Genomic DNA, 26189 nt, shown 5'->3' with positions numbered 1-26189 from the left:
GTCTCATGTTGGCCGTTGTTCTCTTTTCCGCCTCTCAGGTTTGTGCCAGTATGACCTGTTGAGTTTTTTTCGGTCTGGTTGAGCGTTGTCGGGAGCGAGTGTGAGCAGCAAAGTAGAACAATTACGTCAGCAGTTAAATGAACGTATTCTGGTGCTGGACGGCGGTATGGGCACCATGATCCAGGGATATCGTCTGAGCGAAGAGGATTTCCGCGGCGAACGCTTTGCCGACTGGCCGTGCGATCTGAAAGGCAACAACGACCTGTTGGTGCTCAGCAAACCGGAGGTCATCGCCGCCATCCATAACGCCTACTTTGAGGCGGGCGCGGATATCATCGAAACCAACACCTTTAACTCGACGACTATCGCCATGGCGGATTACCAGATGGAATCCCTGTCGGCGGAAATCAACTTTGCGGCAGCCAAACTGGCGCGTGCGGCGGCTGACGAATGGACGGCGCGCACGCCGGAAAAACCGCGCTACGTCGCGGGCGTGCTCGGCCCAACGAACCGTACGGCGTCTATCTCGCCTGATGTTAACGACCCGGCTTACCGCAACATTACCTTTGATCAGCTGGTGGCCGCCTACCGTGAATCCACCAAAGCGCTGGTGGAAGGCGGCAGTGACCTGATCCTGATTGAAACCGTCTTCGATACTCTGAACGCCAAAGCCGCTATTTTCGCGGTTAAAACCGAATTCGAAGCGCTGGGCGTTGAGCTGCCGATTATGCTCTCCGGCACTATCACCGATGCTTCCGGGCGTACGCTCTCCGGCCAGACTACCGAAGCATTCTACAACTCCCTGCGCCACGCCGATGCGCTGACCTTCGGTCTGAACTGCGCGTTAGGCCCGGACGAGCTGCGCCAGTACGTGCAGGAACTGTCGCGCATTGCTGAATGCTACGTCACCGCGCACCCGAACGCCGGTCTGCCGAACGCCTTTGGTGAATACGATCTCGACGCCGACACCATGGCGGCGCAGATTCGCGAGTGGGCTGAGGCCGGTTTCCTGAATATCGTCGGCGGCTGCTGCGGCACCACGCCGGAACATATCGCCGCCATGAGCCGCGCGGTGGATGGCTTACCGCCGCGCCGCTTGCCGGAAATCCCGGTTGCCTGCCGCCTTTCCGGCCTTGAGCCGCTGAACATCGGCGACGACAGCCTGTTTGTGAACGTTGGCGAGCGTACCAACGTCACCGGTTCGGCCAAGTTTAAACGCCTGATCAAAGAAGAGAAATACAGCGAAGCGCTGGACGTCGCCCGTCAGCAGGTGGAAAGCGGCGCGCAGATCATCGATATCAACATGGATGAGGGGATGCTTGACGCCGAAGCGGCAATGGTGCGTTTCCTCAACCTGATCGCCGGTGAGCCGGATATCGCCCGCGTACCGATTATGATCGACTCCTCGAAATGGGACGTTATCGAGAAAGGGCTGAAGTGCATTCAGGGTAAAGGCATCGTTAACTCCATCTCGATGAAAGAGGGGGTTGAGACCTTTATCCATCACGCGAAGCTGCTGCGTCGCTACGGTGCCGCGGTGGTGGTGATGGCCTTTGACGAGCAAGGGCAGGCCGACACCCGCGCACGTAAAATCGAAATCTGCCGTCGGGCGTACAAAATTCTTACCGAAGAGGTGGGCTTCCCGCCGGAAGATATCATCTTCGACCCGAACATCTTTGCTGTCGCGACCGGTATTGATGAGCACAACAACTACGCGCAGGACTTTATCGGCGCGTGTGAAGACATCAAACGCGAACTGCCGCACGCGCTGATCTCCGGCGGCGTTTCTAACGTTTCATTCTCGTTCCGTGGCAACGACCCGGTACGTGAAGCCATTCACGCGGTATTCCTCTACTACGCCATTCGCAACGGCATGGACATGGGGATCGTCAACGCCGGACAGCTGGCTATTTACGACGACTTGCCCGCCGAGCTGCGCGATGCTGTTGAAGATGTGATCCTCAACCGTCGTGACGATGGCACCGAACGACTGCTGGAGCTGGCAGAGAAATATCGCGGCAGTAAAACCGACGACACGGCGAATGCCCAGATGGCGGAGTGGCGCACCTGGGACGTGAAAAAGCGCCTCGAATACTCGCTGGTGAAAGGCATTACCGAGTTTATTGAGCTGGATACCGAGGAAGCGCGCCAGCAGGCTGCGCGTCCGATCGAAGTTATTGAAGGACCGCTGATGGACGGCATGAACGTCGTTGGCGATCTGTTCGGCGAGGGCAAAATGTTCCTGCCGCAGGTGGTGAAATCCGCCCGCGTGATGAAGCAGGCGGTGGCGTACCTCGAACCGTACATTGAGGCCAGCAAAGAGAAAGGCTCCAGCAACGGCAAAATGGTCATCGCGACCGTGAAGGGCGATGTGCACGATATCGGCAAAAACATTGTCGGCGTGGTGCTGCAATGTAACAACTACGAAATCGTCGATCTTGGCGTGATGGTGCCCGCGGAGAAAATCCTCAGAACGGCGCGTGAAGTGAATGCCGATCTGATTGGCCTTTCCGGGCTGATTACCCCATCGCTGGACGAAATGGTCAACGTGGCGAAAGAGATGGAGCGTCAGGGATTCACTATTCCGCTGCTGATTGGCGGCGCGACCACCTCAAAAGCGCACACGGCGGTGAAAATCGAGCAGAACTACAGCGGCCCGACGGTGTACGTGCAGAACGCCTCGCGTACCGTTGGCGTGGTGGCTGCGCTGCTCTCTGACACCCAGCGTGATGACTTTGTCGCCCGTACGCGTAAAGAGTACGAAACCGTGCGTATCCAGCATGCGCGTAAGAAACCGCGTACCCCGCCAGTAACGTTACAGGCTGCCCGCGACAACGATCTGGCCTTCGACTGGGAAAACTACACCCCGCCGGTGGCGCACCGTCTGGGCGTGCAGGAAGTGGAAGCCAGCATCGAAACTCTGCGCAATTACATCGACTGGACGCCGTTCTTTATGACCTGGTCGCTGGCCGGGAAATACCCGCGCATTCTCGAAGATGAGGTAGTAGGAGAAGAGGCGAAGCGCCTGTTCAAAGACGCTAACGACATGCTGGATAAACTCAGCACCGAGAAGACCCTGAATCCGCGCGGCGTGGTGGGGTTATTCCCGGCCAACCGCGTGGGTGACGACATCGAGATTTACCGTGACGAGACGCGTACGCACGTCATCAACGTGAGCCATCATCTGCGCCAGCAGACGGAAAAAGTCGGTTTCGCCAACTACTGCCTGTCTGACTTTGTTGCGCCGAAACTGAGTGGCAAAGCGGATTATATCGGTGCTTTCGCGGTGACCGGGGGGCTGGAGGAAGATGCGCTGGCGGACGCCTTCGAAGCCCAGCATGACGACTACAACAAGATCATGGTGAAAGCGATTGCTGACCGTCTGGCGGAAGCATTCGCAGAATATCTGCATGAGCGTGTGCGTAAAGTCTACTGGGGCTATGCGGCGAATGAGAACCTCAGTAACGAGGAGCTGATCCGCGAAAACTACCAGGGGATTCGCCCGGCACCAGGCTATCCGGCGTGCCCGGAACACACCGAAAAAGCCACCATCTGGGAACTGCTGGATGTGGAAGCACACACCGGAATGAAACTCACCGAATCCTTCGCCATGTGGCCAGGCGCGTCGGTTTCCGGCTGGTATTTCAGTCATCCGGACAGCAAGTACTACGCCGTGGCGCAAATCCAGCGCGATCAGGTTGAAGATTATGCCTTCCGTAAAGGCATGAGCGTGGCGGAAGTGGAGCGCTGGTTAGCGCCGAACCTCGGCTACGACGCCGACTGATTCACAAAACTGTCATCTTTCTTTACAACAAACAGGGCGCTCAATGAGTGCCCTGTCTCTTTATTACGTTTAAACCCTTATACTGAAAGGGGGCCGTTGCCGGATGGCGGCGTAAACGCCTTATCCGGCCTACATAGGGATGATTTGTAGGCCTGATAAGCGCAGCGCCATCAGGCAAATGAGCCTCAAAAAACCATAAAAATAAGGAGAACCTGATTCCGTGTTAACTCTGTTACACCTGCTTTCTGCTGTATCTATGCTGGTTTGGGGTACGCATATTGTGCGTACCGGCGTGATGCGTGTCTTTGGCGCCCGCTTGCGTACCGTCCTCAGCCGTAGTGTTGAAAAGAAGCCGCTCGCCTTTTGTGCGGGTATCGGCGTGACGGCGCTGGTGCAAAGCAGCAACGCCACCACCATGCTGGTGACCTCGTTTGTCGCCCAAGATCTCGTGGCGCTTACCCCGGCGCTGGTCATTGTGCTGGGTGCCGACGTGGGGACCGCGCTGATGGCGCGTATCCTGACCTTCGATCTCTCATGGCTATCCCCACTGCTGATTTTCATCGGCGTGATCTTCTTTCTCGGGCGTAAGCAGTCCCGCGTGGGGCAACTGGGGCGGGTTGGCATCGGGCTGGGGTTGATTTTACTTGCGCTGGAGCTGATTGTGCAGGCGGTCACGCCGATAACTCAGGCTAACGGCGTACAGGTTATTTTCGCCTCGCTGACCGGCGATATTATGCTGGATGCGCTGATTGGCGCTATGTTTGCGATTATCAGTTACTCCAGTCTGGCGGCGGTGCTGCTGACGGCCACTCTGACCGCGGCAGGCATTATCTCGTTCCCGGTGGCGTTGTGTCTGGTGATTGGTGCCAACCTCGGCTCCGGCCTGTTGGCGATGCTCAACAACAGTGCTGCGAATGCTGCTGCCCGTCGCGTGGCGCTCGGCAGCCTGCTGTTTAAGCTGGTGGGCAGTCTGATTATCCTGCCGTTTGTTCATCCGCTGGCCAATCTGATGGATGAACTGCCGCTGCCGAAATCTGAACTGGTTATCTACTTCCACGTCTTCTACAACCTGGTGCGCTGTGTGGCGATGGTGCCGTTCGCCGAACCGATGGCGCGTTTTTGTAAGCGCATCATCCGCGATGAGCCGGAGTTGGATGCACATCTGAAGCCCAAGCATCTGGACGTCAGCGCGCTGGATACGCCGACGCTCGCGCTGGCCAATGCCGCCCGTGAAGCCCTGCGTATCGGCGACGCGATGGAGCAGATGATGGACGGGCTGAAGAAAGTAATGCACGGCGAACCGCGTGAAGAGAAAGAGCTGCGCAGGATGGCGGACGACATTAACGTGCTGTACACGGCAATTAAGCTCTATCTGGCGCGGATGCCAAAGGATGAGCTGGCGGAAGAGGAATCGCGCCGTTGGGCGGAGATTATCGAAATGTCGCTCAACCTTGAGCAGGCTTCCGATATTGTCGAACGTATGGGCAGCGAGATAGCCGATAAGTCGCTGGCCGCCCGCCGGGCATTCTCTGTCGAAGGGCTGAAAGAACTGGATGCGCTCTACGATCAGTTGCTCAGCAATCTGCAGCTGGCGATGTCAGTGTTCTTCTCAGGAGATGTGACCAGTGCCCGTCGTCTGCGTCGCAGCAAGCACCGCTTCCGTATTCTCAATCGTCGTTATTCGCATGCGCACGTTGACCGTCTGCATCAGCAGAACGTGCAGAGCATCGAGACCAGCTCCTTGCACCTGGCGCTGTTGGGCGATATGCAGCGTCTGAACTCGCTGTTTTGTTCCGTGGCTTACAGCGTGCTGGAACAGCCAGATGAAGACGATGAGCGGGATGATTACTAATGAGGACAGGTGAAATATTGCCCGAAGCCGCATCCGGCAATGTGCGCTGAACTGCCTGATGGCGCTGCGCTTATCAGGCCTACAGTTGTAGCCCGGATAAAGCGAAGCCGCCATCCGGCATCAGACAACAAATCAACTAAAAGCAGTGGCCTGCTTCAACGGCAACCGCTTCTTCACCCGCTTTAAAGATATACGTGGTGTTCGGGCCGCCGAGCACGGATTGACCGTTACTTACCTTAATCCAGTTCCCTTCCGGCAGGCCAATCACCGTCAGCTCCGGTGCCACAACCAGCAGCTCGCGGATACGCTGTTCACGCGTTTCGCCTTTATGGCCTTCCGGCAGCGCGTTGGTGAAGTGTGGGTTAATCTGCAGCGGGAACAGACCCAGCGCATCAAAACCTTTTGGATCGACAATCGGCATGTCGTTGGTAGTGCGGATGGTCTGGCAGGCAAGGTTGGAACCTGCGCTCCAGCCGATGTACAGCGCACCGCGTTTGACGACATCCACAATCGGGGCCAACAGACCGCGCTCGCGGCTTTCTTTCAGTAACTGGAAGGTATTACCCCCGCCGACAATCACCAGCTCTGCGTTTTCAATAGCGGCAATCGGATCGGCAACGGTATGAATACCCGTAACGTTGACGCCCATTGGCGCAAAGATGGCTGCCGTTTTCGCCGTGTACTCATCCCAGGTTTGCGTCACGCCAGCGAACGGAATAAACACCGCCGTACGGCGACCATTCAGTTGTTCAGCAATCAGCGGCAGCGCATGTTCCATCCAGCCTTTGCCCGGCAGCGTCGAGTTACTCAATAAAAGCAGTTCCATCATTTCTCCATGTAATCAGAAAATTACAAACCGCGCTAATGCTACCACTATCAGGCTAACGCCTTACTGATATGGCTCACGATGTTGGAAGGGGGAGATAGAAGCTGAGGCTATTTTTTAAGTGTCAATTCAATGCCGAGTACCTTCATCACTGCAAGGGTGGTTTTCAGCGTCGGGTTACCTTTCTCACTAAAAGAGCGATAAAGCTGCTCGCGGGATAATCCCGTTTCTGCCGCAATGTTCGCCATTCCCTTAGCGCGAGCTACCACGCCCAGTGCTTTTGCAATGTATGCTGCATCGCCTGTTTCGAGGGCATCGGCCATAAACACGGCAATTTCTTCATCATCAACCAGCGCAGTCGCGGGATCGTAGTGAGCAAGTTTATTCATGGCGGAAGACCTCCTGATAATCCAGTGAACGGGCGAGCATTCCCCAACAGGTTTAACATCACCAGCTAAACCATTAGCCAGACGAAAAAGGCGTGTGGCAATGAGCGTTTTAGCTCTCCTGTCCCGTAGGTTTTGCTCCCAACGCCGGAAAACCATTGTCTGAAGAATTTCCATGATGACGTTCCATGTATTTTATAAACTACATTATGAATTGACAAGTTGAGACTAGAGAGTAAAAAAATGGGGAGTAAGGGGAAATGCTTGCTGGAGGAAACAGGAAAGTGTCTCGCAATAATACGTAGTTTTTCAGGATGCTGCGGTTGATACGAGAATCGATGATAGGGGATTGGGAGGGCTTTGTGCCAGGGGCGGAAGCTATATGTCCACTAGAATATGACAGATTCATGCATGGTGATTCACCACTACACGTAGTTGCCGTCTTAGCAGGGTTTTATCCTGGAAAGAATAAAATCCACTCGCTCTTCTACAGAAACACATGGTAATTCAATCAACTGATAGTCATACATACGGTATGTTTTTACCATTGCGTGATATGTCGCGATGGCAACATCGAAAGATTGTTTGCGCTCTGAGTCCTGTACATATATTTCACGCCAGGGTGGTGCAATAAATACGATTCGGTTATAGCGAAATTTCTCGATGGCGTTTTCCAGATGCCTCGGTATGGTAAGTTCAGAAAGACGTAAATAACCTACAACATCAGGAACACCACGATCAAAGAAGCAGGGTTGTGTATGCCCTTCCGCTTCATGCCACGAACGCATTTCCCAGGATAGCATCAGATCTGCAAATGCAGTCTGGTTGGCCCACGGTAATGCATCGCCGCCGATGTTAACCTGGTCTTGGATCACACCTCTTCCAGCTTCTTTAGAACACCAAAACCCTCGTTTTATAATCGTATCAATTATCGTGCTTTTGCCTGACCCTGGGCCACCAGTCAGAATGAATCGATGCTGAAACGCTGAAGACATTGAACTCTCCCAAACCTTCTTAGACGCGATGATTTAGCAATTGATGGCGTACTTTTTGCGTATCGTCATATTACCTGCTGATGGCATGACTAACTACGTTTTATCCCCATTTTAATGTCCGCTATTCTCTCATTTCACAGGCCGATCTACTTTATTTCTCACTCGCCGAGGCGTTCCGCCATCTTGATTGTAGCCATCTCACTACTGAAGAAAATCTGGCGCTATCGTTTGGCTGTGAAGAGGCGCTGGCAGGGTTGTACCAGACGCTGAATTTTATGGGCGAAAGCCTGCTGACCATGGGGGGGAAGGTCAGGAACATTTTGCGTATGAGAGCATATGCCAGTTAGGACACAGTCTGGTCAACATCAGCCAATTGATTCCCGCGCTGGCGCAGTTGGAAGCGAAAGCTGACCAGCAACTGTTCGCTGTTGTATAGTACCTAAAATAGACAGAGCGCCCATCCCTGGCGCTCTGTTCCTGCTTCTTTACCCCGCCCGCGCAAATTCTGCCGCTTCGGCGATTAGCTCGTCATCCGGGCGTACGCCGGTGTACATGGCGAACTGCTCTACGGCCTGTAAGGCAATCACCTCTGCACCGCTGATGGTCTTTTTACCTAATTGCTGTGCCAGTTTGATTACCGGTGTTTCCGGCGGCAGGGCGACGACGTCAAACACCACGCTGGCGGCAGCGACCATCGCTTCGCTGTAGGCCAGTTCATCGCTCTCTTTACCGCCAGCCATGCCGACGGGCGTCACGTTGACCAGAATATCGCAGGTAATCCCTTCCGGCTGCGGTTGCCACTGGAAACCGTACTGTTTTGCCAGCGTCGGGCCGCTCTCCCGGTTACGGGCGGCGACGATCACATCGCGAAAACCGGCATCGCGAAATGCAGCAATGACCGCTTTACCCATTCCACCGCTGCCGCGGATCATGACGCGTGCGTGGTTATCAAGCTGGTGGCTGGTAATCAGGCTTTTTACCGCAATGTAGTCGGTGTTAAATCCTGTCAGCGTACCGTTGTCATTGACGATGGTGTTAACGGAGTCAATGACTTTTGCGGAAGGATCGATGGCATCCAGAAACGGCATGCAGCTCTCTTTAAACGGCATAGAGACCGCACAGCCGCGAATCCCGAGTGCGCGAACGCCTTTGACTGCGGCCTCAATATCCTGCGTAGTAAAGGCTTTGTAGATAAAATTTAACCCTAATTTTTCATACAGATAGTTATGAAAGCGTGTGCCAAAGTTGCCGGGACGACCGGCAAGCGACATGCACAACTGGGTGTCGCGGTTAATCATGTTAAATTTCCTCGGCGTGAGACAATATGTACTGTTCGGCTTCCTGCGACCAGATCCCCTGATGACGCTCCAGGATAGCGCGCAAGGCCGGATCGTCAATCTGGGTGAGCGCAGTTAACGGCAATGATTTTCCGGTGTAAACCAGTTTTTTACCTCCACCGACCTGCGGCAGTTCCAGCGTTGTTTCACCTGCCGCATTCAATCCCAGAATGTGCGTCACCACTTTTGCCGCCTGAACTTTCTTCTCTTCGATCAGTTTTACCGCCGTGCGCATGTCGTCGGTATTGCCGCCAGATGTCCCAACATAATGGGTGAAGGCATAGTGCACGTCGTAGAAGTTAATCGGCGCGCTAAACTGCTTATCCTGCGGACCGGCAAAGAAGTTCATGCAACCGTCGGCAGCCAGCAAAGAAGAGGCCAGCGTAACCAACTGTTCGTTGGGCACAAACACAAAGATGTCATCAAACCCGTGCCCGCCGCTCAGCGCCATCAAGGTGTCATAACCTGCATCCTGGGCGTGGAGATAATGGATCAACGTTTGTGGTTCTGATGGATAGTGCTTGCGGGCGTAGTTCAACTTGTCGTGATTGGTGTCGGTTACCACCAGCAGCGCCGGGTTAACCGGACCATGCAGCGCGTAGTCGATTGCCAGCAGTCCCATTGGCCCGGTGCCGCCGAGTATCAGTGTACGCCCCTGCGGACGAATGCCCATCTTGTGGTTATACGTGCCTTCCTGTAGGTGATAGTTGGCGTTGAATGCGCCAATCACGCAGGACAGCGGCTCAACCAACGAGCCTTCAAAATAGGTTTCACCTTCGTAGGCTAACAGGCAGTCCTGCTCCATGACTTCATCTGGAATGATGACGTGCGTGGCTTCACCACCTACCCACGGGAAGGAGTAGCCGGGGCAGTCCGGGCGATCCGGCAGTTGCAGGTTAGCCTGAATGACATAGCGCTGGCCGGGCTGAAACTTATGCTGCCATTTTTTGCCTACGGCAATGATATCGCCGCAAAACTCGTGGCCGATGATGATCGGGTTTGTAGCCACATCGTCCGGCACCTTTTTGTGGTTCTCGCCCTGGTTAGCCTCTTTCCAGGAAGAAAGGCACAGGCTGTCGGTTACGACTGAGGCCAGAATTTCATCGTCCTGCATTTCAGGAAGATCGAAGGTTTCCAGGCGCAGATCGCGTTTACCATAAAGGCGTAAAGCTGTTGTTGTTTGCATTGTTACCACCTCTTCCTCTTTCGAGGACTATTTGTTGAAGTTGCCCCGGCATCGCCGGGGCGAAAAAATCAGGACAGGAAGCCCAGCGCGTTACCGATAATTCCCAGCGCAAACAGGGCGAAGATCAGCCATACCGGGTTAATTTTCTTGTTGAGCAGACGCACCATCAGCAGCGTCAGACCCAGCGCCAGCAGGCCGGGGCAGAGTTGGTCGAGAATGTTCTGCACGGTCATGGTGACGGTGGTGCCGTCTGCGCCAGGCGTTTGCGATACCACCAGCGGCACGTTGATGCTGGTCCATTTGGTGACTAGTACCCCCATGACAAACAGGCCGAGAATCGATGCGCCTTCGGTCAGTTTCTGCAGCAGGTTGCCGCCCATGTCGCTGACGATATTGACCCCTTTACGAAAGCCAAGCTGTAAGCCGTACCACTTCATGGCAAGACGTACTGCATTGAAAATAAAGAAGAACAATAGTGGGCCGAGAATGTTTCCGGACAGCGCCAGCGATGCGCCGAGCGCGGCGGTAATCGGGCGCAATGTTCCCCAGACCAACGGGTCGCCAACACCGGCCAGCGGGCCCATCAGCCCAACTTTGATGCCGTTGATGGCGCCGTCGTCAATTTCCGCACCATTGGCGCGAGCTTCTTCCATCGCGGCGGTCACGCCAATCACCGGGCCGCACACGGCAGGCGTGGTGTTGAAAAACACCAGGTGGCGTTTGAGTGCTGCAACCTGGTCCTCTTTCAGCGGATACAGGCGCTTGATGGCAGGGATCATGTCGTAGCAAAAGCCCAGTCCATGAATGCGTTCAAAGTTGAATGACGCCTGTTGCAGGTTGGAGCGAACAAACATGCTAAACAGGTCGGATTTGGTCAGTTTTTTCTGTTCCATGGCTGGCTCCATTAGTCATCAAGCTGATCGAGAGCTTGAGAAGAGGCGGGTTGCGCCTGCGGTTCGGCTTTACGCCACTGTGGGTTCAACTGGATGTAGACCAGCGCGATAATCACACCAACCCCACCGAAAGCCAGCAGGCTCAAATCGAGATAACCCCCAGCGATAAACCCGAGGAAGAAGAAGGGCATCAGGTACTTCACGCCCATCATGCGCAGCACCATGGCGTAGCCGACCACCACGATAAAGCCACCGGCAATCTGCAATCCGCGGGTGACGAATTCCGGAATGGCGTTGAGCATATTGCTGACCATATCGGCGCTGACAAACAGCGAGACGATTAATGCAGGGATGGCAACGCGCAGCGCCTGTACGCCGAGAGCGGAAACGTGCAGCATGTCGATGGTGCGAAAGCGGGCGTCTTCGGCTGCTTTATCCGCCGCGTGCTGGAACACCACGGTGATGGTACGGGCGAATACCGTCAGCACCTGACCTGCCGCCGCCACCGGCAGGGCGATGGCGATACCGGTAGCAATGCTTTGCTGACCGACGATAACCAGAATGGCGGAGATAATACTGGCGAGCGCCGAATCGGGAGACTGCGCTGCGCCGACGTTCATCCAGCCAAGAGCGATTAACTCCAGCGTGCCGCCGAGCATAATCCCGGTTTTTAAATCACCGAGGATCAGGCCGATAACGGTACAAGCAATTAGCGGACGGTGGGTCTGGAACTCATCCAGCACGCTGCCTATTCCGGCAATACAGGAAAATAGGAATATGGCGATAATTTGTAGGGTACTTATTTCCATAATATGTCACCTTGTGAATGTGATCATCCCTGCCTGTTAAAGCATAAGTACACAGGCATTTTTATTTATTCAGCGAACGATTGTTCTTCTATTTTTTCGAGAATATTAATAGATGGATCGGATGCGACAACGCGTAAATCCAGCGTAACACCCAGTTTATCTAACTTACGAAACGCATGAATATCGTCGTTGTCTAAGGAAGGTGCGAACAAGTTCCTGATATGAGATCATCATATTCATCCGGAGCGCATCCCAGAGGGACATCATGAGCCATCAACTCACCTTCGCCGATAGTGAATTCAGCACTAAGCGCCGTCAGACCCGAAAAGAGATTTTCCTCTCCCGCATGGAGCAGATTCTGCCATGGCAGAATATGACCGCTGTCATCGAGCCGTTTTATCCCAAGGCGGGCAATGGCCGACGGCCCTATCCGCTGGAGACCATGCTGCGTATTCACTGCATGCAGCATTGGTACAACCTGAGCGACGGTGCCATGGAAGATGCCCTGTACGAAATCGCCTCCATGCGCCTGTTTGCCCGATTATCCCTGGATAGCGCCCTGCCGGATCGCACCACCATCATGAATTTCCGCCACCTGCTCGAGCAGCATCAACTGGCCCGTCAATTGTTCAAGACCATCAATCGCTGGCTGGCCGAAGCAGGCGTCATGATGACCCAAGGCACTTTGGTGGATGCCACCATCATTGAGGCACCCAGCTCTACCAAGAACAAAGAGCAGCAACGCGATCCGGAGATGCATCAGACCAAGAAAGGCAATCAGTGGCACTTTGGCATGAAGGCCCACATTGGTGTCGATGCCAAGAGTGGCCTGACCCACAGCCTAGTCACCACCGCGGCCAACGAGCATGACCTCAATCAGCTGGGTAATCTGCTTCATGGAGAGGAGCAATTTGTCTCAGCCGATGCCGGCTACCAAGGAGCGCCACAGCGCGAGGAGCTGGCCGAGGTGGATGTGGACTGGCTGATCGCCGAGCGTCCCGGCAGGGTAAAAACCTTGAAGCAGCATCCGCGCAAGAACAAAACGGCCATCAACATCGAATACATGAAAGCCAGCATCCGTGCCAGGGTGGAGCACCCGTTTCGCATCATCAAGCGGCAGTTCGGCTTCGTGAAAGCCAGATACAAAGGGCTGCTGAAAAACGATAACCAACTGGCGATGTTATTCACCCTGGCCAACCTGTTTCGGGTGGACCAAATGATACGTCAGTGGGAGAGATCTCAGTAAAAACCGGAAATAACGCCAGAAATGGTGGAAAAAATAGCCTAAATAGGCTGATTCGATGTGTTTGCGGGAAAAAAATCGGCCCAGATCCGCGAAATTTTAATCAGCGAGTCAGCTTGGGAAGAAATGACCTGCTTATTCGCACCTTCCCTAAAGAAACGGCTTTGGTTAATTGTTTTTTACCAGGCCGCCAGGCCATGCCACCAATATTTAACGTAGCGATTTTCACGCCTTGCTTGACCATTGCTAAGGCATCCTGTGGGCGGGTAAATAGATAAAAAACGGTTTCGTTCTGGTATTGCGGATTATGGTAAACAGCGACCGCCTTTTCGATATTAACGACGTTCACTTTCATTCCCGGTGGGGCAGCCTGACGTAATAATGTGCGACGTACTTCATCGTTATAAACGTCGTCATTACAGATAATAATCCGTTGGGCATTCGCCACCTTCGACCAGACGGTGGTGACCTGACCGTGGATCAGGCGGTCATCAATACGAGCAAGGGTAATGTTCATCAGAAATCCTCTTCGGCCGTTTCCAGATGCTTCCAGACGACACAGGTTTGTTGAGCAATGGTCGTCAGGTGTTCGCACAGTTCATCCACATTCATACTGCTTTGGTTGTCTACCAGTTCCAGCGCCAACGGCAGTGATAACCCGCTAATGACCCGTATCGCCGGATTGTGCATCGCCAGCGTCGCAGCGGCATTCCAGGGACTGCCACATTGCAAATCGACGGCAATCAGCCATTCATCGCCAGTGTGAATACTTACTAACTTTTTTAGCTTTTCCACAATGTCGCTGGCGTTCTCTCCGGGGACAAATGCCACGGCTTCAACGTTGGCATCACCGTAGACCATCTGTACCGATTCCAGCATGGCGCAGGCCAGTTTGCCGTGAGCACAGAAGATTGCATTGACCATAAAACCTCCTTAGCCGCGCGTTTTTCCGCCCGCAATGTTAGTGGTTACTCCGGTAATATAACTGGCGCGCTCAGATAAAAGATAACAAACAAAATCAGCGACTTCGCTTAAGCGCCCTGATCGACCAATCGGGATCGCGTTCTTGGTGTAGCCCTCGCGCAGCTGTTCGACGGTGATGTTGCGGGTCCAGGCCAGCGCTTCTTCATACTCGGGGGTCCGCAGTCCGGTTTTTTCCAGAATGCCAGGTGCAATACCAACCACGCGGATGCCGTGTTTGCCCAACTCTTTCGACCAGGAGCGGGTAAAGCTATTCAATGCGGCTTTGGTCGCGGCGTAACAGCTTTGACCTTCAGAACCTTCCAGTCCGCTTTCGGAAGAGACATTCACAATCACGCCGTTACGCTGTTTTACCATTTGGCGTGCCGCTGCCTGCGACATCAAGAACACACCTTTCTGGTTGATATTAACCATTTTTTCGAAAGCAGCTTCGTTGAGTTCGTATTGCCCGGCGGGTGCTTTTTCATCGACCAGCAGACGCGGAAAATTAACGCCAGCATTATTTACCAGCCCATCAATACGTCCGTAGCGTTGGATAATTTCAGCGACAGTATGATTAACCTCTTTGGCACTGGAAATATCCGTTGGCCAGAAATGATACCCGTCATGGCTATCGTATTTACCTTCTCCACCATGAATATCTGCCATTTGTACATTAGCGCCTTGCGCTAATAACTCTTCGACAATCGCCAGACCAATTCCGGATGCACCACCGGTAACAATAATGACTTTGCCCTGCAAGTTTAACCACGTTTGCATAATAAACTCCCGATTCAGATAAGGGGATCCCACATAAAATTAATTATGGCAGGACCAATTAGAATTTATTTACTTCAACAATAATTCAGCGGTATAGCTGTTGGTAACTAAACAGTTAATATAATTCCCACGTAATGCGCCTAATATCCCACTGTATTTTTCTTCACCCATTGCAATGCCAATGGAGTAACGCGCCTGTTTTAATTTATTGGTTTCGATGGAGAGCGTCTTTTCACTCATATTGGTCTCTACGGTTACACCGTTGATATCGTAAAAGCGCGAGCAAATGTCTCCGGCAACCTGGCGAGCATGCAGGTCATCACTCTCTTCACTGCCGTAAAAAGCGTGCCAGTTGGCGCCATCACGTATCGCCGGAGATCCAATCCCGACCAGCGCGATGTCCAGATTATCCCAGTACGCGGAAATCGATTTAAAATGTCGTGACTGCATGATCCCGTTACGGATCAGCGGGTTTTCCAGCAGTGCCGGGAAATCTGCCAGGTGTGATTCCCCTTTGAGCTTTGCCGCAGCGCCGTAGGTCAGCGTATTGACGTGGTAGCGGCTTTCAAGCTTGCCGGATGGTCCGCCGATAATCGGCACACAGATCAGCTGGCGCGACTGGCTGGCAGGAGATAATCCTTCCACCAGTCCCCGTACCGCGCGGCCCCATGAGAACCCGATAATGTCCCCAGGTTCCAGTAAGCGTTCCAGCAACTGTGCGCCATGTACGCCCATCATATTAAGTTGTTCATCTTCCTGCTCGCTATCGCAGGAGACTACGACCGCCTCTTTCAGGCCAAATTTCTGTTTTAGCTGCTGTTCCAGCCACAGATTTTCGTTGTAGTCGTAATTAATGGCGATGGTGACGATACCCTGCTCGCGTCCACGTTTTAGTAACCGGCTGATCGTGGTGCGATAAATACCCAGCTCGCGGGCGATTTGCGCTTGTGTCATATCCTGTTCGTAATACAGCTGCGCTATTTTTACGATCAGGCGGATATCATCGCTGTTTTCCGTCGCCATTTTTGGACTCCTGCACATTTGTGCAAATCACGAAATTGCCTTCTTGATCTGATATAACCCCATCTGTTCTCCATCTCAAAGCTATTTTCACTTATTTCAGCGCCCTGAAATAACCGATTGTGTTGCACATTTGATGTGGTGATGGCGCGTTGTCGGCACAGATGTGCATACTGCTCTAATGTATTGATTCTGCTTGTTTTCACTCAACAAAATTGCAGGGATGGATCGCTGACACTTTTGTGTCAAAAGGTGTGACGGATCACAAATAGCGCGTGGACAGTCGAACACGATTATTTTTTATCGTCCGCAAGGTAGGGTATATTTCGCTTTTAATACACAAAGTCATTCAAGTTGTATCAAGGCGGCAAGGGAGCGAATCCCCGGGAGCATAGATTGCTATGTGACCTGGGTGAGTGAGGGCAGCCAACGCAGAGACAGCTTGAAGGATGAAGTGTATACAGGAGAAACTATGCTGCCCGACTCATCTATCCGATTAAATAAATACATCAGTGAAAGCGGAATCTGCTCGCGCCGCGAGGCGGATCGCTTTATCGAACAAGGGAATGTCTTCCTGAATGGTAAACGCGCCACCATCGGCGATCAGGTGATGCCTGGCGACGTCGTAAAAGTAAATGGTCGGTTGATTGAGCCGCGTGAAGCGGAAGATCTGGTTTTTATCGCGCTGAATAAGCCGGTAGGGATTGTCAGCACCACCGAAGACAGCGAACGCGACAACATTGTTGATTTCGTGAATCACAGCAAGCGCGTGTTTCCAATTGGTCGTCTGGACAAAGATTCTCAGGGACTTATCTTTCTGACCAACCACGGCGACCTGGTGAATAAAATCCTGCGTGCCGGTAACGATCACGAAAAAGAGTATCTGGTGACGGTCGATAAGCCGGTCACTGATGACTTTATCCGTGGGATGGGGGCCGGTGTGCCCATTCTCGGTACCGTCACCAAAAAATGTAAGGTGAAGAAAGAAGCGCCGTTTGTGTTTCGTATTACGCTGATTCAGGGGCTTAACCGTCAGATCCGTCGTATGTGCGAACACTTTGGCTATGAAGTTACCAAGCTTGAGCGTACGCGTATCATGAACGTTGGTTTGTCTGGTCTGCCGCTTGGTGAATGGCGCGACCTGACAGATGACGAACTGATCGATCTGTTCAAGCTGATTGAGAACTCGTCCTCAGAAGCCAAACCGAAGGCGAAAGCGAAGCCAAAAACCGCAGGCATTAAGCGTCCGGTGGTGAAAATCGAAAAATCAGCGGAGAAAGAGAAATCGCGCCCGGCGGCAAACGGTAAGCGTTTTACTTCGCCGGGACGTAAGAAGAAGGGACGTTAACGTCTGCCGCGCGTCGGCGTATTTGCTGACCAGGAAAACGATGCTTCCGCATCCGGTTTATAGGCCTGCTTTTTCTTCAACTGGCGGGCTTTTTTTGCTTCTGCTTCGCGCAAGGCCATCAGTTTATCGATGTACTCTTTCTTGATGCTGTTGGTCTCTGCGTTGGTCAGCAGACGACCATGTGCAATGCGCGCGCGGTCGAGCAGCGTTTTCAGTTCACGCTGTTCGCGCTCGGTCATCTCTTTTTGGGTAATGCGGGGGAGTGCCATAAGGGTGCCCTCTGTTAGCCGATATCCTCAGTGTACGGTAATTCGTGCAGAATAAAACTAATCCTGAAAGAGCCTCGCAAAATATAGCTTGTTGAAGTGACGGAATTTCTATTCTGATTTAGCGTAATGACAGGAAAACGTGTGGGTTACGCATTTTATTGTTTGTATAAAATTTTATACAAGGATGTGTTATGCTTTCAATAAAGCGGGCCTTAAAGCCCATTGTCTGGATTGGCAGTTCATTTGATGATTTACGAAGCTTTCCTGAAGATATACGTAAAACCGCTGGTTTTCAGCTACATCGTCTACAGGCTGGATTAGAAGCTGCTGACTGGAAGCCGATGCCAGAGATAGGTCGAGGTGTTGAGGAGGTAAGGCTCAGGTATGAATCTGGCGCGTACCGAATCATCTACATTGCTCGCTATGCTAACGCGGTCTATGTACTGCATTGCTTCAATAAAAAGACGAAACGTACTTCTGAGCACGATAAACACATTGCTAAAGTTAGATATCGAACCGCTTTGCAAGAAGACAGGAATCAGAAATGAACAATACCGTTGATAATAAGGTTCGCCATGTAACCTCTCCGGATGTCAATATTTTTGCCGAACTGGGGTTTGCAGAAGCGGAAGCGAAGAGCTTAAAGCATGATGCTGAATGCGAGGTCGAACAACTCATTCGCCTGAAGCAGCAGTTGATGCAAGAAATTTCCGGATGGATTGATCAAAACCATCTGAAACAAGCGGAAGCTGCTGTGAAACTGAATATTTCCCGGCCCCGTGTTTCAGATGTTGTTAATCAGAAAACCAACAAATTTACCCTTGATGCGCTGGTCATGATGCTGGTGAAGTTAGGAAAACCAGTAACAGTTCAGATTGGGTAATATTAGATATTGCTTATTGTATCTGATCGCTGCGAACGCTTTCCCAGCTCAGCCCGAAGCGGGCGAGATATTTTCGCAATCGGTCTGCATCGTTAGGATTGGCTTTTTTCTGCCGTGAGACGGCAAACAGTTCGCGTCCGGCTTCCGACAGCGACGCGCTGCGGCGACACACTTCCAGCACCGTTTCTAACTGGCGGCGATCGAAAAGGTCAATGTCCATGTTCAGTTCCGGTTGCGAAGCGGTAATCTGCCAACTCTCTTTTAACAGCGCAATTTCTTCTTCGACAAGGGATAAGGTGATGCGTCCCTGTTCGGCAAGCGTCGCCATTCGCGCGATGGATGAACTTAGCTCGCGAAAATTGCCGCGCCACTGCGCCTGTGGGGAGCTGGCAAATGCCAGATAACAAGCACGTGCCTCTTTGTCGAAACGGATCTGCATCTGTTTACTGCTGGAAAAACGGTGTAGCTCATACTCGACGTTCGGAGCGATATCTTCCCGCCGCTGCGCCAGACCGGGCAGGGCGAAGTTCCACATATTGATTCGCGCATAGAGATCTTCGCGAAAACGGCCCTCGGCGACCCATTGCTGCATATCACGATGGGTTCCGGCAATCAGCTGAAAATCGCTCTGTACTTCTTTGTCCGAGCCAAACGGGAAAAAGGTTTTTTCTTCAATCGCTTTTAGCAGCATGGCCTGTTCGTCTAACCCCAGTTCAGCTATCTCATCGAGAAACAGCACGCCGCCATCCGCTTCTCGCAGCAGTCCGCTGCGCGCCGTGAGTGCGCCAGTAAACGCCCCTTTCACGTGACCGAACAACGTAGACATCGCGTTGTCGCCACGCAGGGTTGCGCAGTTGACGGCGACCAGTTTTCCCGCCACCAGATGCCGCGACTGGCGTAGCTGAAAAATACGTTTCGCCAGAAAGGATTTACCCGCGCCGGTGGGGCCGGTGAGCAGGATCGGGTCGGTCGAACGTAGAGCCACACGCTCAATGCGATCGATCAGTTTATTGAAGGTGGCGTTGCGCGTATCAATCCCGGCCTTCAGAAAAGAGACTGACTGCTGCTGTTCGCGCTGAAAACGACTGGTGAGCGTGGCGTAGCGGCTTAAATCGAGATCGATTACCGAGCAAACGCCGGCGGAAACGGCCTCATCCGATGAACCGGCAGGTGCCGGACTGGTTTGCAGCAGGCTGGCGGGCAGGTAGCGGGCTTCCGTTAGCAGAAACCAGCAGATCTGCGCGACGTGCGTCCCGGTGGTGATGTGCACCAGATACTCTTCGTTTTCCGTATCAAAGCTGTAGCGGGTGGCGAAGTCGAGAAAGGCGGCGTAGACCTCTTCAAAATCCCAGGGGTCGTTAATAGTCACGGCATGCGGGCGTACTTCGGTGTCAGGTGAGAGCAGCGCGACGTCTTCAATCAACCTTTGCGCCATGCCTTCATCGCGTGGCTGGTGGAGCAGTTCCAGTCTGTCGACAGGGAAATCAGGCTGTTGGCACAATCCAACCGTGGGGCGCCACTTTTTAAACCGATTGGCGCGTTTACCGCGTTTGTCCAGCACCGTACCCAGTACGCCAATTACAACCCGCCGCTTTTTCATGGTTTATCCAAGAAGATAAATTAAGAGATTAAAAGATAAAAAAATTAACCGAGTGAGACAACTGCTAATATTGGCGACAACAATTGAATTTATATAAATCAACTAATTAAAAATAAATTCTGACGATTTTCATTTCTGGCACGCTTCTGGCAATAACTCTTACGTCAATCACGCTGAAAACGCAGGGGGTTAAACCCCGCCGGCACGTCAGGAACGGCACAGGCTGTTTTCCGGGAGTGTTCCGTCAGCCGCTGACACACAGTGGGTTCGATTCCCAATTTCATCCTCCGAATGAAAACTGGTTGTTAATCATAGAAATAAAACGGAGCGATGCGCAGTTAGCACGCTCCAGAACAGGCTGCCGGTAAAGATGCCGTGCGACAGGCAAAAGGGAATTCCCCTGCCGCTTCGCCCCTGCACCCGCGCCTGACTCACAATAAGGAATAAAAAATGAAGAAAAAAATCACTATTCGTAAAGGTCAGCTTGGCCTGTTATCCCGACAGGGTGATTACTATCAGGTACTGGATGCAGGTGAACACCGTTTGCCATGGTTTAACACACCGGATGTTCTGGTGATCAATAACGATGGCAGCGAAATTCCGGAAGCTCTGGCGGAGTATTTACGTCGCTTCCAGCCTGCATGGGTGGAGCAGTACTGTGTGGTGGCCGATTTAAGCGATACCGAAGCGGGTGCGCTGTATGTGAACGGCGTCTTGCAGGAAATTTTGCCACCGGGAACGCGCCGTCTGTATTGGCGCGCAGAGGAAGCACTGAAGCTGGTGCGTATGGATACGCGTCAGGTTTCGGTACCGGTTGAGGTGATGAATGCGGTGTTACAGCCACGACGTAACGGTACGGTGAAAGGTCGTGAAGCTATCTTAACGGTACAGGTTCCTGCGTGGCATGTTGGTGTGCTGAAAATTGATGGCGAAACCCAGACGCTGTTGCCGCCGGGGTTGACCGCATACTGGAAGGTAAACCATCTGATTGAAGCCGAAGTTGTTGATACTCGTTTACAGGTACTGGAGGTCGGTGGACAAGAGATCCTGACCAAGGATAAGGTCAACCTGCGTTTAAATCTGGCCGCAAACTGGCGTTATGGAGATGTGTTGCTGGCTTTTGGCCAACTAACCAAACCGCTGGATCACCTTTACCGCGAATTGCAGTTTGCCCTGCGGGAAGCGGTGGGAACGCGCACGCTGGACGAGCTGCTGGAAGATAAGCAGGTGATCGATGAGGTGGTGAGCGCACAGGTGAAAGCCCGAATGACGCCGTTTGGTATAGAGGTCGCTTCGCTCGGCGTGAAAGATATTGTCCTGCCGGGGGATATGAAGGCCATCCTGTCCCAACTGGTTGAAGCTGAGAAATCCGCCCAGGCCAACGTGATCCGCCGTCGTGAAGAGACTGCCGCGACGCGATCGCTGTTGAATACCGCGAAAGTGATGGAAAACAACCCGGTGGCGCTGCGCTTAAAAGAGCTGGAAACCCTTGAAAGAGTCGCTGAACGTATCGATAAAATCTCGGTGTTCGGAGGCCTGGACCAGGTGCTGCACGGCCTTGTGAACATAAAAGGATAAGAATAATGAGCTACAACACAGTGGACGGCGCGATGCGCGAAAGGGTATTGCGCCAGCTAAAAGAGGTAGAGCAGCGCTATGGCGTCAGGGTGCTGTATGCCTGTGAATCCGGCAGCCGTGGCTGGGGATTTGCCTCGCCGGACAGCGACTACGACGTGCGATTTCTCTATGTTCATCCGCCCGAGTGGTATCTGCGGATCGAAGCGCCACGAGATGTTATCGAGTTGCCGATAGATGATGAGCTGGACGTCTGCGGCTGGGAATGGCGCAAGGCGCTAGGATTACTGAAAGGCGCAAACCCTACGCTTATTGAGTGGCTGGATTCGCCAGTGGTCTATCAACAGGATGAAGTGACCGTGTCGGCGCTGAAAGCGTTGGTGCCCAAATGGTTTTCCCCGCTACGTGCCCGCTGGCACTACTACTCGATGGCGCGGAAAAACTTCCGTGGCTATCTGCAAGGTGACGACGTGCGATTGAAAAAGTACTTTTACGTCATTCGCCCGCTGCTGGCGGTGCGTTGGGTGGAGGCGGGGAAAGGCGTGCCACCGATGCGTTTTGCCGAGCTGCTGGCGGGAAGTGAACTGGATGCGCCATTGCGTCAGGAAATTGATGAGCTGCTGGAGCGCAAGCAGTGTGCGGGTGAAGCGGAATACGGCCCGCGCCGTCCACTGTTGCATGCATTTATCCGCGCCGAGCTGGAAGGAGGAGAGATTCCGCCGACGTTACCGGATAGTTGGGAAGGCGATGTCAGGGAGTTGGACAGATTGTTATATGAAACGGTGATGCAGTGAAAATGCCCGATGGGACAAGAGCCATCGGGCGTTGGCATCTACTCATTCAAACAAATTATGGTGCAGCTTCTGTACCACCTGTTCGGCTTCAGTACCGGGCACCAGGAAGCACAGGTTATGACTGGACGCGCCGTAGCAAATCATGCGGATGTTGAATGGCTCCAGTACGCCGAACACCTCTTTACCCACGCCACAGGCTTTGGACAGGTCGTTGCCAATCAGTGCCACCAGCGCCAGGCCTTCTTCCACTTCAACCCGACACAGGGCAGACAGTTCCATCAGCAGAGACTGTGTTAACAGTGTATCGCCGGTGGAGGTCGAACCGGTGGTATCCAGCGTCAGCGCCACGCTGACTTCGGATGTGGTAATTAAATCGACCGAAATGTTATGGCGTGCGAGGATGCCGAACACTTCCGCCAAAAAGCCGCGAGAGTGCAGCATATTCAGGCTATGCAGCGTTAGCAGCGTTTGCTTACGGCGCAGTGCCAGCGCCCGGAACAGCGGTGGATTCGCGGTTTTATTGCATACCAGCGTACCGCCTGCTTTTGGATCCTTACTCGAGCCAACAAACACCGGGATATCGCTACGTACGGCAGGTAACAACGTTGCCGGGTGTAGCACTTTCGCGCCAAAGGTCGCCATTTCTGCGGCCTCTTCAAAGGCGATTTCATCAATACGCTGCGCCGCCGGAACAACGCGCGGGTCTGTCGTGTAAATGCCAGGAACATCGGTCCAGATATCGACGCGCGTGGCGTGCAGCGCTTCGGCCAGCAGGGCAGCCGTATAATCGCTCCCGCCGCGCCCCAACGTGGTGGTGCGGCCTTTACCTTCACTGCCGATAAAGCCCTGAGTAATCACCAGACCTTCGCTCAGACGCGGGGCCAACTGGAGCGTTGCCAGTTCGGCCAGCGCCGCGACGTCAGGTTCTGCGCGGCCAAAACGATCGTTGGTGCGCATCACTTTACGTACGTCAAACCACTGCGCCTGCACGTTGCGCTCACGCAGGATCTCGACGAACAGCAAGGTAGACATCAGTTCGCCGTGGCTGACCAGTTCGTCGGTCAGCGCAGTTGAGGTCGCCAGTGACGCCGCTTCAGCCAGCGTGGTGATGTTTTCCAGCAGACGGTCGATCTCTTCACGGATCACGTTTGGATAACGCAGGCGTTCCAGAATATTGAACTGAATTTGACGAATGGCATCGAGTTTTTCGAAGCGCGCGGTTGGCTCCAGCCCTTCAGCCAGTGCAACCAGCAGGTTGGTGATTCCCGCAGAAGCGGAAAGTACCACTACACGGACGTTAGCATCAGAAAGTACTACATCAGCGCTGCGATTCATGGCATCAAAATCCGCCACGCTGGTACCGCCAAATTTGGAGACAACTACATCAGTCATAACTACCTCGTGTCAGGGAATGAATAGAGCGACCATGGCACATAAGGCAGAACAGAAACCGGTGCAGGCGCAAATGCAAATACCGTATTTATAAATAAAATGTGTAGCTTGCACTGTCAACGCTGGGATTATGCGGATTTTTCATGCTGCAACTGCGTTGAGTAACGGTACTAATAACAACGCTGATAACCGCTATACTTTTTAGTCACGTTTGGCGGATGCCCTGGCAATGGCATTAAAACAATCACACTTTTCTGTGACTGGCGTTACAATCGATCTCAGTCACAATTCTCAAAATCAGAAGAGTATTGCTAATGAAAAACATCAATCCAACGCAGACCTCAGCCTGGCAGGCACTACAAAAACACTTTGAAGAAATGAAAGACGTTACTATCGCGGATCTTTTCGCGAAAGATAGCGATCGTTTCACTAAGTTTTCCGCGACGTTTGACGATTTGATGCTAGTGGATTTCTCCAAAAACCGCATCACTGAAGAGACGCTGGCTAAACTGCAGGATCTGGCGAAAGAAACCGATTTGGCGGGTGCCATCAAGTCCATGTTCTCCGGTGAGAAAATCAACCGCACTGAAGACCGTGCCGTGCTCCACGTGGCGCTACGCAACCGTAGCAATACGCCTATCATCGTTGACGGCAAAGATGTCATGCCGGAAGTGAATGCTGTGCTGGAGAAGATGAAATCCTTCTCTGAAGCGATCATCTCCGGAAGCTGGAAAGGCTATACCGATAAAGCCATCACTGATGTAGTAAACATCGGTATCGGCGGTTCTGACCTCGGCCCGTTCATGGTGACTGAAGCGCTGCGTCCTTACAAAAATCACCTGAACATGCACTTTGTGTCTAACGTCGATGGTACGCACATTGCCGAAGTGCTGAAGAAAGTGAACCCGGAAACCACGCTGTTCCTGGTCGCTTCCAAAACCTTCACCACCCAGGAAACCATGACCAACGCCCACAGCGCGCGCGACTGGTTCCTGGCGACCGCAGGCGACAACAAGCACGTTGCCAAACACTTCGCAGCGCTCTCCACTAACGGTAAAGCGGTTGGCGAGTTTGGTATTGATACTGCCAATATGTTCGAGTTCTGGGACTGGGTTGGCGGTCGTTACTCCCTGTGGTCTGCAATCGGTCTGTCCATCATCCTGTCCGTAGGCTTCGACAACTTTGTTGAGCTGCTCTCCGGCGCGCATGCGATGGACAAACACTTCTCCACCACTCCGGCTGAGAAAAACCTGCCGGTGCTGCTGGCGCTGATCGGTATCTGGTACAACAACTTCTTCGGTGCCGAAACCGAAGCAATTCTGCCGTATGACCAGTATATGCACCGTTTCGCGGCCTACTTCCAGCAGGGCAACATGGAATCCAACGGTAAATACGTTGACCGTAACGGCAATGCGGTGGATTACCAGACTGGCCCAATCATCTGGGGTGAGCCGGGTACTAACGGCCAGCATGCGTTCTACCAGCTGATCCACCAGGGCACCAAAATGGTTCCATGCGATTTCATCGCGCCGGCCATCACCCACAACCCGCTGTCGGATCACCATCCGAAACTGCTGTCTAACTTCTTCGCGCAAACCGAAGCGCTGGCATTCGGTAAATCTCGTGAAGTGGTTGAGCAGGAATACCGCGACCAGGGTAAAGATCCGGCAACGCTAGACCACGTTGTGCCGTTCAAAGTGTTCGAAGGTAACCGCCCAACGAACTCCATCCTGCTGCGCGAAATCACGCCGTTCAGCCTGGGTGCGCTGATTGCACTGTACGAACACAAAATCTTCACTCAGGGCGCTATCCTGAACATCTTCACCTTTGACCAGTGGGGCGTTGAGCTGGGCAAACAGCTGGCGAACCGCATTCTGCCAGAGCTGAAAGATGGTTCCGAAGTGAGCAGCCACGACAGTTCTACCAACGGTTTGATTAACCGTTATAAGTCCTGGCGTGCCTGATAGCACACACTTGTAGGCCGGATAAGGCGTTTAGCCGCATCCGGCATTAATGAAATAAAAAGCCGATATTAATATCGGCTTTTTTATAAGAATGCTCCAGGATATCTACGTTCTAACTTCATACCTTAATTGAGCTTAATCCTAAAATAATTTTATTAATGTTATTCAATTTCTGATGTTTTCGGATTTACCGGATATTGCATTTTAATTTTTATATTTTAATTTATTGATTTAATTGTTTTTGTTGTATTTTTTAATCATTTTTCCTTTCGTTATCTAATTATCCTAAATTC

General features: G+C 52.8%; 22 protein-coding genes and 2 pseudogenes. 9 read left to right on the top strand and 15 right to left on the bottom strand.

Features of this window, described 5'->3' with window-relative positions:
* Window positions 1–100 precede the first annotated feature (100 nt).
* Together metH and C2U43_RS24215 are read left to right on the top strand one after the other, a co-directional pair.
* Window positions 101–3784, top strand: coding sequence for a methionine synthase (gene metH / locus C2U43_RS24220; protein ID WP_057068603.1), 3684 nt, complete (start codon window positions 101–103; stop codon window positions 3782–3784).
* Between the two features lie 220 nt (window positions 3785–4004).
* Window positions 4005–5636: a Na/Pi cotransporter family protein gene (locus tag C2U43_RS24215; RefSeq protein WP_048213962.1), complete on the top strand. Its 1632-nt coding sequence runs from the start codon at window positions 4005–4007 to the stop codon at window positions 5634–5636.
* Window positions 5637–5772: 136 nt separating this feature from the next.
* Here C2U43_RS24215 and pepE read toward each other — a convergent pair whose 3' ends face one another.
* The 8 genes and pseudogenes from pepE to C2U43_RS24170 all read right to left on the bottom strand — a co-directional run.
* On the bottom strand, window positions 5773–6462 hold the full coding sequence (pepE, locus tag C2U43_RS24210; protein WP_032942056.1) for a dipeptidase PepE: 690 nt from the start codon (window positions 6460–6462) through the stop codon (window positions 5773–5775).
* Between the two features lie 110 nt (window positions 6463–6572).
* On the bottom strand, window positions 6573–6851 hold the full coding sequence (locus tag C2U43_RS24205; RefSeq protein ID WP_008786890.1) for an addiction module antidote protein: 279 nt from the start codon (window positions 6849–6851) through the stop codon (window positions 6573–6575).
* A gap of 440 nt (window positions 6852–7291) precedes the next feature.
* Window positions 7292–7843 (bottom strand): AAA family ATPase, encoded by a 552-nt coding sequence (locus C2U43_RS24200; RefSeq protein ID WP_103285904.1) that lies wholly within the window; start codon window positions 7841–7843, stop codon window positions 7292–7294.
* A 485-nt stretch (window positions 7844–8328) separates the two neighbouring features.
* On the bottom strand, window positions 8329–9141 hold the full coding sequence (locus C2U43_RS24190; protein ID WP_103285903.1) for a shikimate 5-dehydrogenase: 813 nt from the start codon (window positions 9139–9141) through the stop codon (window positions 8329–8331).
* 1 nt (window position 9142) lies between these two features.
* Window positions 9143–10366 (bottom strand): L-sorbose 1-phosphate reductase, encoded by a 1224-nt coding sequence (gene sorE, locus C2U43_RS24185; RefSeq protein WP_103285902.1) that lies wholly within the window; start codon window positions 10364–10366, stop codon window positions 9143–9145.
* A gap of 68 nt (window positions 10367–10434) precedes the next feature.
* A complete protein-coding gene (locus tag C2U43_RS24180) occupies window positions 10435–11259 on the bottom strand; it encodes a PTS system mannose/fructose/sorbose family transporter subunit IID (protein WP_003031641.1) in 825 nt (274 codons plus the stop codon).
* An 11-nt stretch (window positions 11260–11270) separates the two neighbouring features.
* The gene (locus C2U43_RS24175; protein WP_008786896.1) at window positions 11271–12068 is read right to left on the bottom strand and encodes a PTS mannose/fructose/sorbose transporter subunit IIC; all 798 of its coding nucleotides are present in this window, start codon (window positions 12066–12068) and stop codon (window positions 11271–11273) included.
* Between the two features lie 65 nt (window positions 12069–12133).
* A pseudogene (locus C2U43_RS24170) lies at window positions 12134–12274 on the bottom strand (PTS fructose transporter subunit IIB); the annotation flags it as partial.
* A 59-nt stretch (window positions 12275–12333) separates the two neighbouring features.
* Between C2U43_RS24170 and C2U43_RS24165 the strand changes: the two are divergent.
* The gene (locus C2U43_RS24165; RefSeq protein WP_000019450.1) at window positions 12334–13314 is read left to right on the top strand and encodes an IS5-like element ISKpn26 family transposase; all 981 of its coding nucleotides are present in this window, start codon (window positions 12334–12336) and stop codon (window positions 13312–13314) included.
* Window positions 13315–13462: 148 nt separating this feature from the next.
* On the opposite strand, the pseudogene C2U43_RS24155 reads toward C2U43_RS24165, so the two are convergent.
* The 4 genes and pseudogenes from C2U43_RS24155 to C2U43_RS24140 all read right to left on the bottom strand — a co-directional run.
* A pseudogene (locus tag C2U43_RS24155) lies at window positions 13463–13828 on the bottom strand (PTS system mannose/fructose/N-acetylgalactosamine-transporter subunit IIB); the annotation flags it as partial.
* Window positions 13828–14235, bottom strand: coding sequence for a mannose/fructose/sorbose PTS transporter subunit IIA (locus C2U43_RS24150; protein ID WP_003031647.1), 408 nt, complete (start codon window positions 14233–14235; stop codon window positions 13828–13830). The pseudogene C2U43_RS24155 and the gene C2U43_RS24150, both read right to left, overlap by 1 nt.
* Before the next feature lie 9 nt (window positions 14236–14244).
* Window positions 14245–15051, bottom strand: coding sequence for an SDR family oxidoreductase (locus C2U43_RS24145; RefSeq protein WP_008786899.1), 807 nt, complete (start codon window positions 15049–15051; stop codon window positions 14245–14247).
* A gap of 69 nt (window positions 15052–15120) precedes the next feature.
* Window positions 15121–16074: a sugar-binding transcriptional regulator gene (locus C2U43_RS24140; protein WP_103285901.1), complete on the bottom strand. Its 954-nt coding sequence runs from the start codon at window positions 16072–16074 to the stop codon at window positions 15121–15123.
* Between the two features lie 469 nt (window positions 16075–16543).
* Here C2U43_RS24140 and rluF point away from each other — a divergent pair, with 469 nt between their 5' ends.
* Complete coding sequence (rluF, locus tag C2U43_RS24135) at window positions 16544–17419, top strand: 23S rRNA pseudouridine(2604) synthase RluF (RefSeq protein WP_008786901.1); 876 nt, start codon at window positions 16544–16546, stop codon at window positions 17417–17419.
* Here the strand turns inward: rluF and C2U43_RS24130 are convergent.
* On the bottom strand, window positions 17416–17688 hold the full coding sequence (locus tag C2U43_RS24130) for a DUF3811 domain-containing protein (RefSeq protein WP_003826541.1): 273 nt from the start codon (window positions 17686–17688) through the stop codon (window positions 17416–17418). The genes rluF and C2U43_RS24130 overlap by 4 nt on opposite strands.
* 191 nt (window positions 17689–17879) lie before the next feature.
* On the opposite strand from C2U43_RS24130, the gene C2U43_RS24125 reads away from it, so the two are divergent.
* Both C2U43_RS24125 and C2U43_RS24120 read left to right on the top strand, forming a co-directional pair.
* The gene (locus tag C2U43_RS24125) at window positions 17880–18236 is read left to right on the top strand and encodes a type II toxin-antitoxin system RelE/ParE family toxin (protein WP_008786902.1); all 357 of its coding nucleotides are present in this window, start codon (window positions 17880–17882) and stop codon (window positions 18234–18236) included.
* Window positions 18233–18571 carry a helix-turn-helix domain-containing protein gene (locus C2U43_RS24120; protein ID WP_103285900.1) on the top strand — a complete coding sequence of 113 codons (339 nt, stop codon included), beginning with the start codon at window positions 18233–18235 and terminating at the stop codon, window positions 18569–18571. The genes C2U43_RS24125 and C2U43_RS24120 overlap by 4 nt, the downstream gene beginning before the upstream one ends.
* 13 nt (window positions 18572–18584) lie before the next feature.
* On the opposite strand, the gene rtcR is transcribed toward C2U43_RS24120, so the two are convergent.
* Window positions 18585–20171, bottom strand: coding sequence for an RNA repair transcriptional activator RtcR (gene rtcR / locus C2U43_RS24115; RefSeq protein WP_103285899.1), 1587 nt, complete (start codon window positions 20169–20171; stop codon window positions 18585–18587).
* A 450-nt stretch (window positions 20172–20621) separates the two neighbouring features.
* Here rtcR and C2U43_RS24110 point away from each other — a divergent pair, with 450 nt between their 5' ends.
* Window positions 20622–21749, top strand: a complete 1128-nt coding sequence (locus C2U43_RS24110; RefSeq protein WP_103285898.1) for a slipin family protein — start codon at window positions 20622–20624, stop codon at window positions 21747–21749.
* 5 nt (window positions 21750–21754) lie between these two features.
* The gene (locus tag C2U43_RS24105) at window positions 21755–22540 is read left to right on the top strand and encodes a nucleotidyltransferase domain-containing protein (RefSeq protein WP_008786906.1); all 786 of its coding nucleotides are present in this window, start codon (window positions 21755–21757) and stop codon (window positions 22538–22540) included.
* A gap of 42 nt (window positions 22541–22582) precedes the next feature.
* Here the strand turns inward: C2U43_RS24105 and lysC are convergent, their stop codons facing one another.
* A complete protein-coding gene (lysC, locus tag C2U43_RS24100; RefSeq protein WP_032942084.1) occupies window positions 22583–23932 on the bottom strand; it encodes a lysine-sensitive aspartokinase 3 in 1350 nt (449 codons plus the stop codon).
* Between the two features lie 314 nt (window positions 23933–24246).
* Here lysC and pgi point away from each other — a divergent pair, with 314 nt between their 5' ends.
* Window positions 24247–25896, top strand: a complete 1650-nt coding sequence (gene pgi, locus C2U43_RS24090; RefSeq protein ID WP_103285897.1) for a glucose-6-phosphate isomerase — start codon at window positions 24247–24249, stop codon at window positions 25894–25896.
* Window positions 25897–26189 lie beyond the last annotated feature (293 nt).

The sequence above is a fragment of the Citrobacter freundii complex sp. CFNIH9 genome (assembly GCF_002903305.1).
In the GTDB taxonomy this organism is placed as follows: domain Bacteria; phylum Pseudomonadota; class Gammaproteobacteria; order Enterobacterales; family Enterobacteriaceae; genus Citrobacter; species Citrobacter portucalensis.
This window is presented reverse-complemented; position numbering and strand designations above follow the sequence as displayed.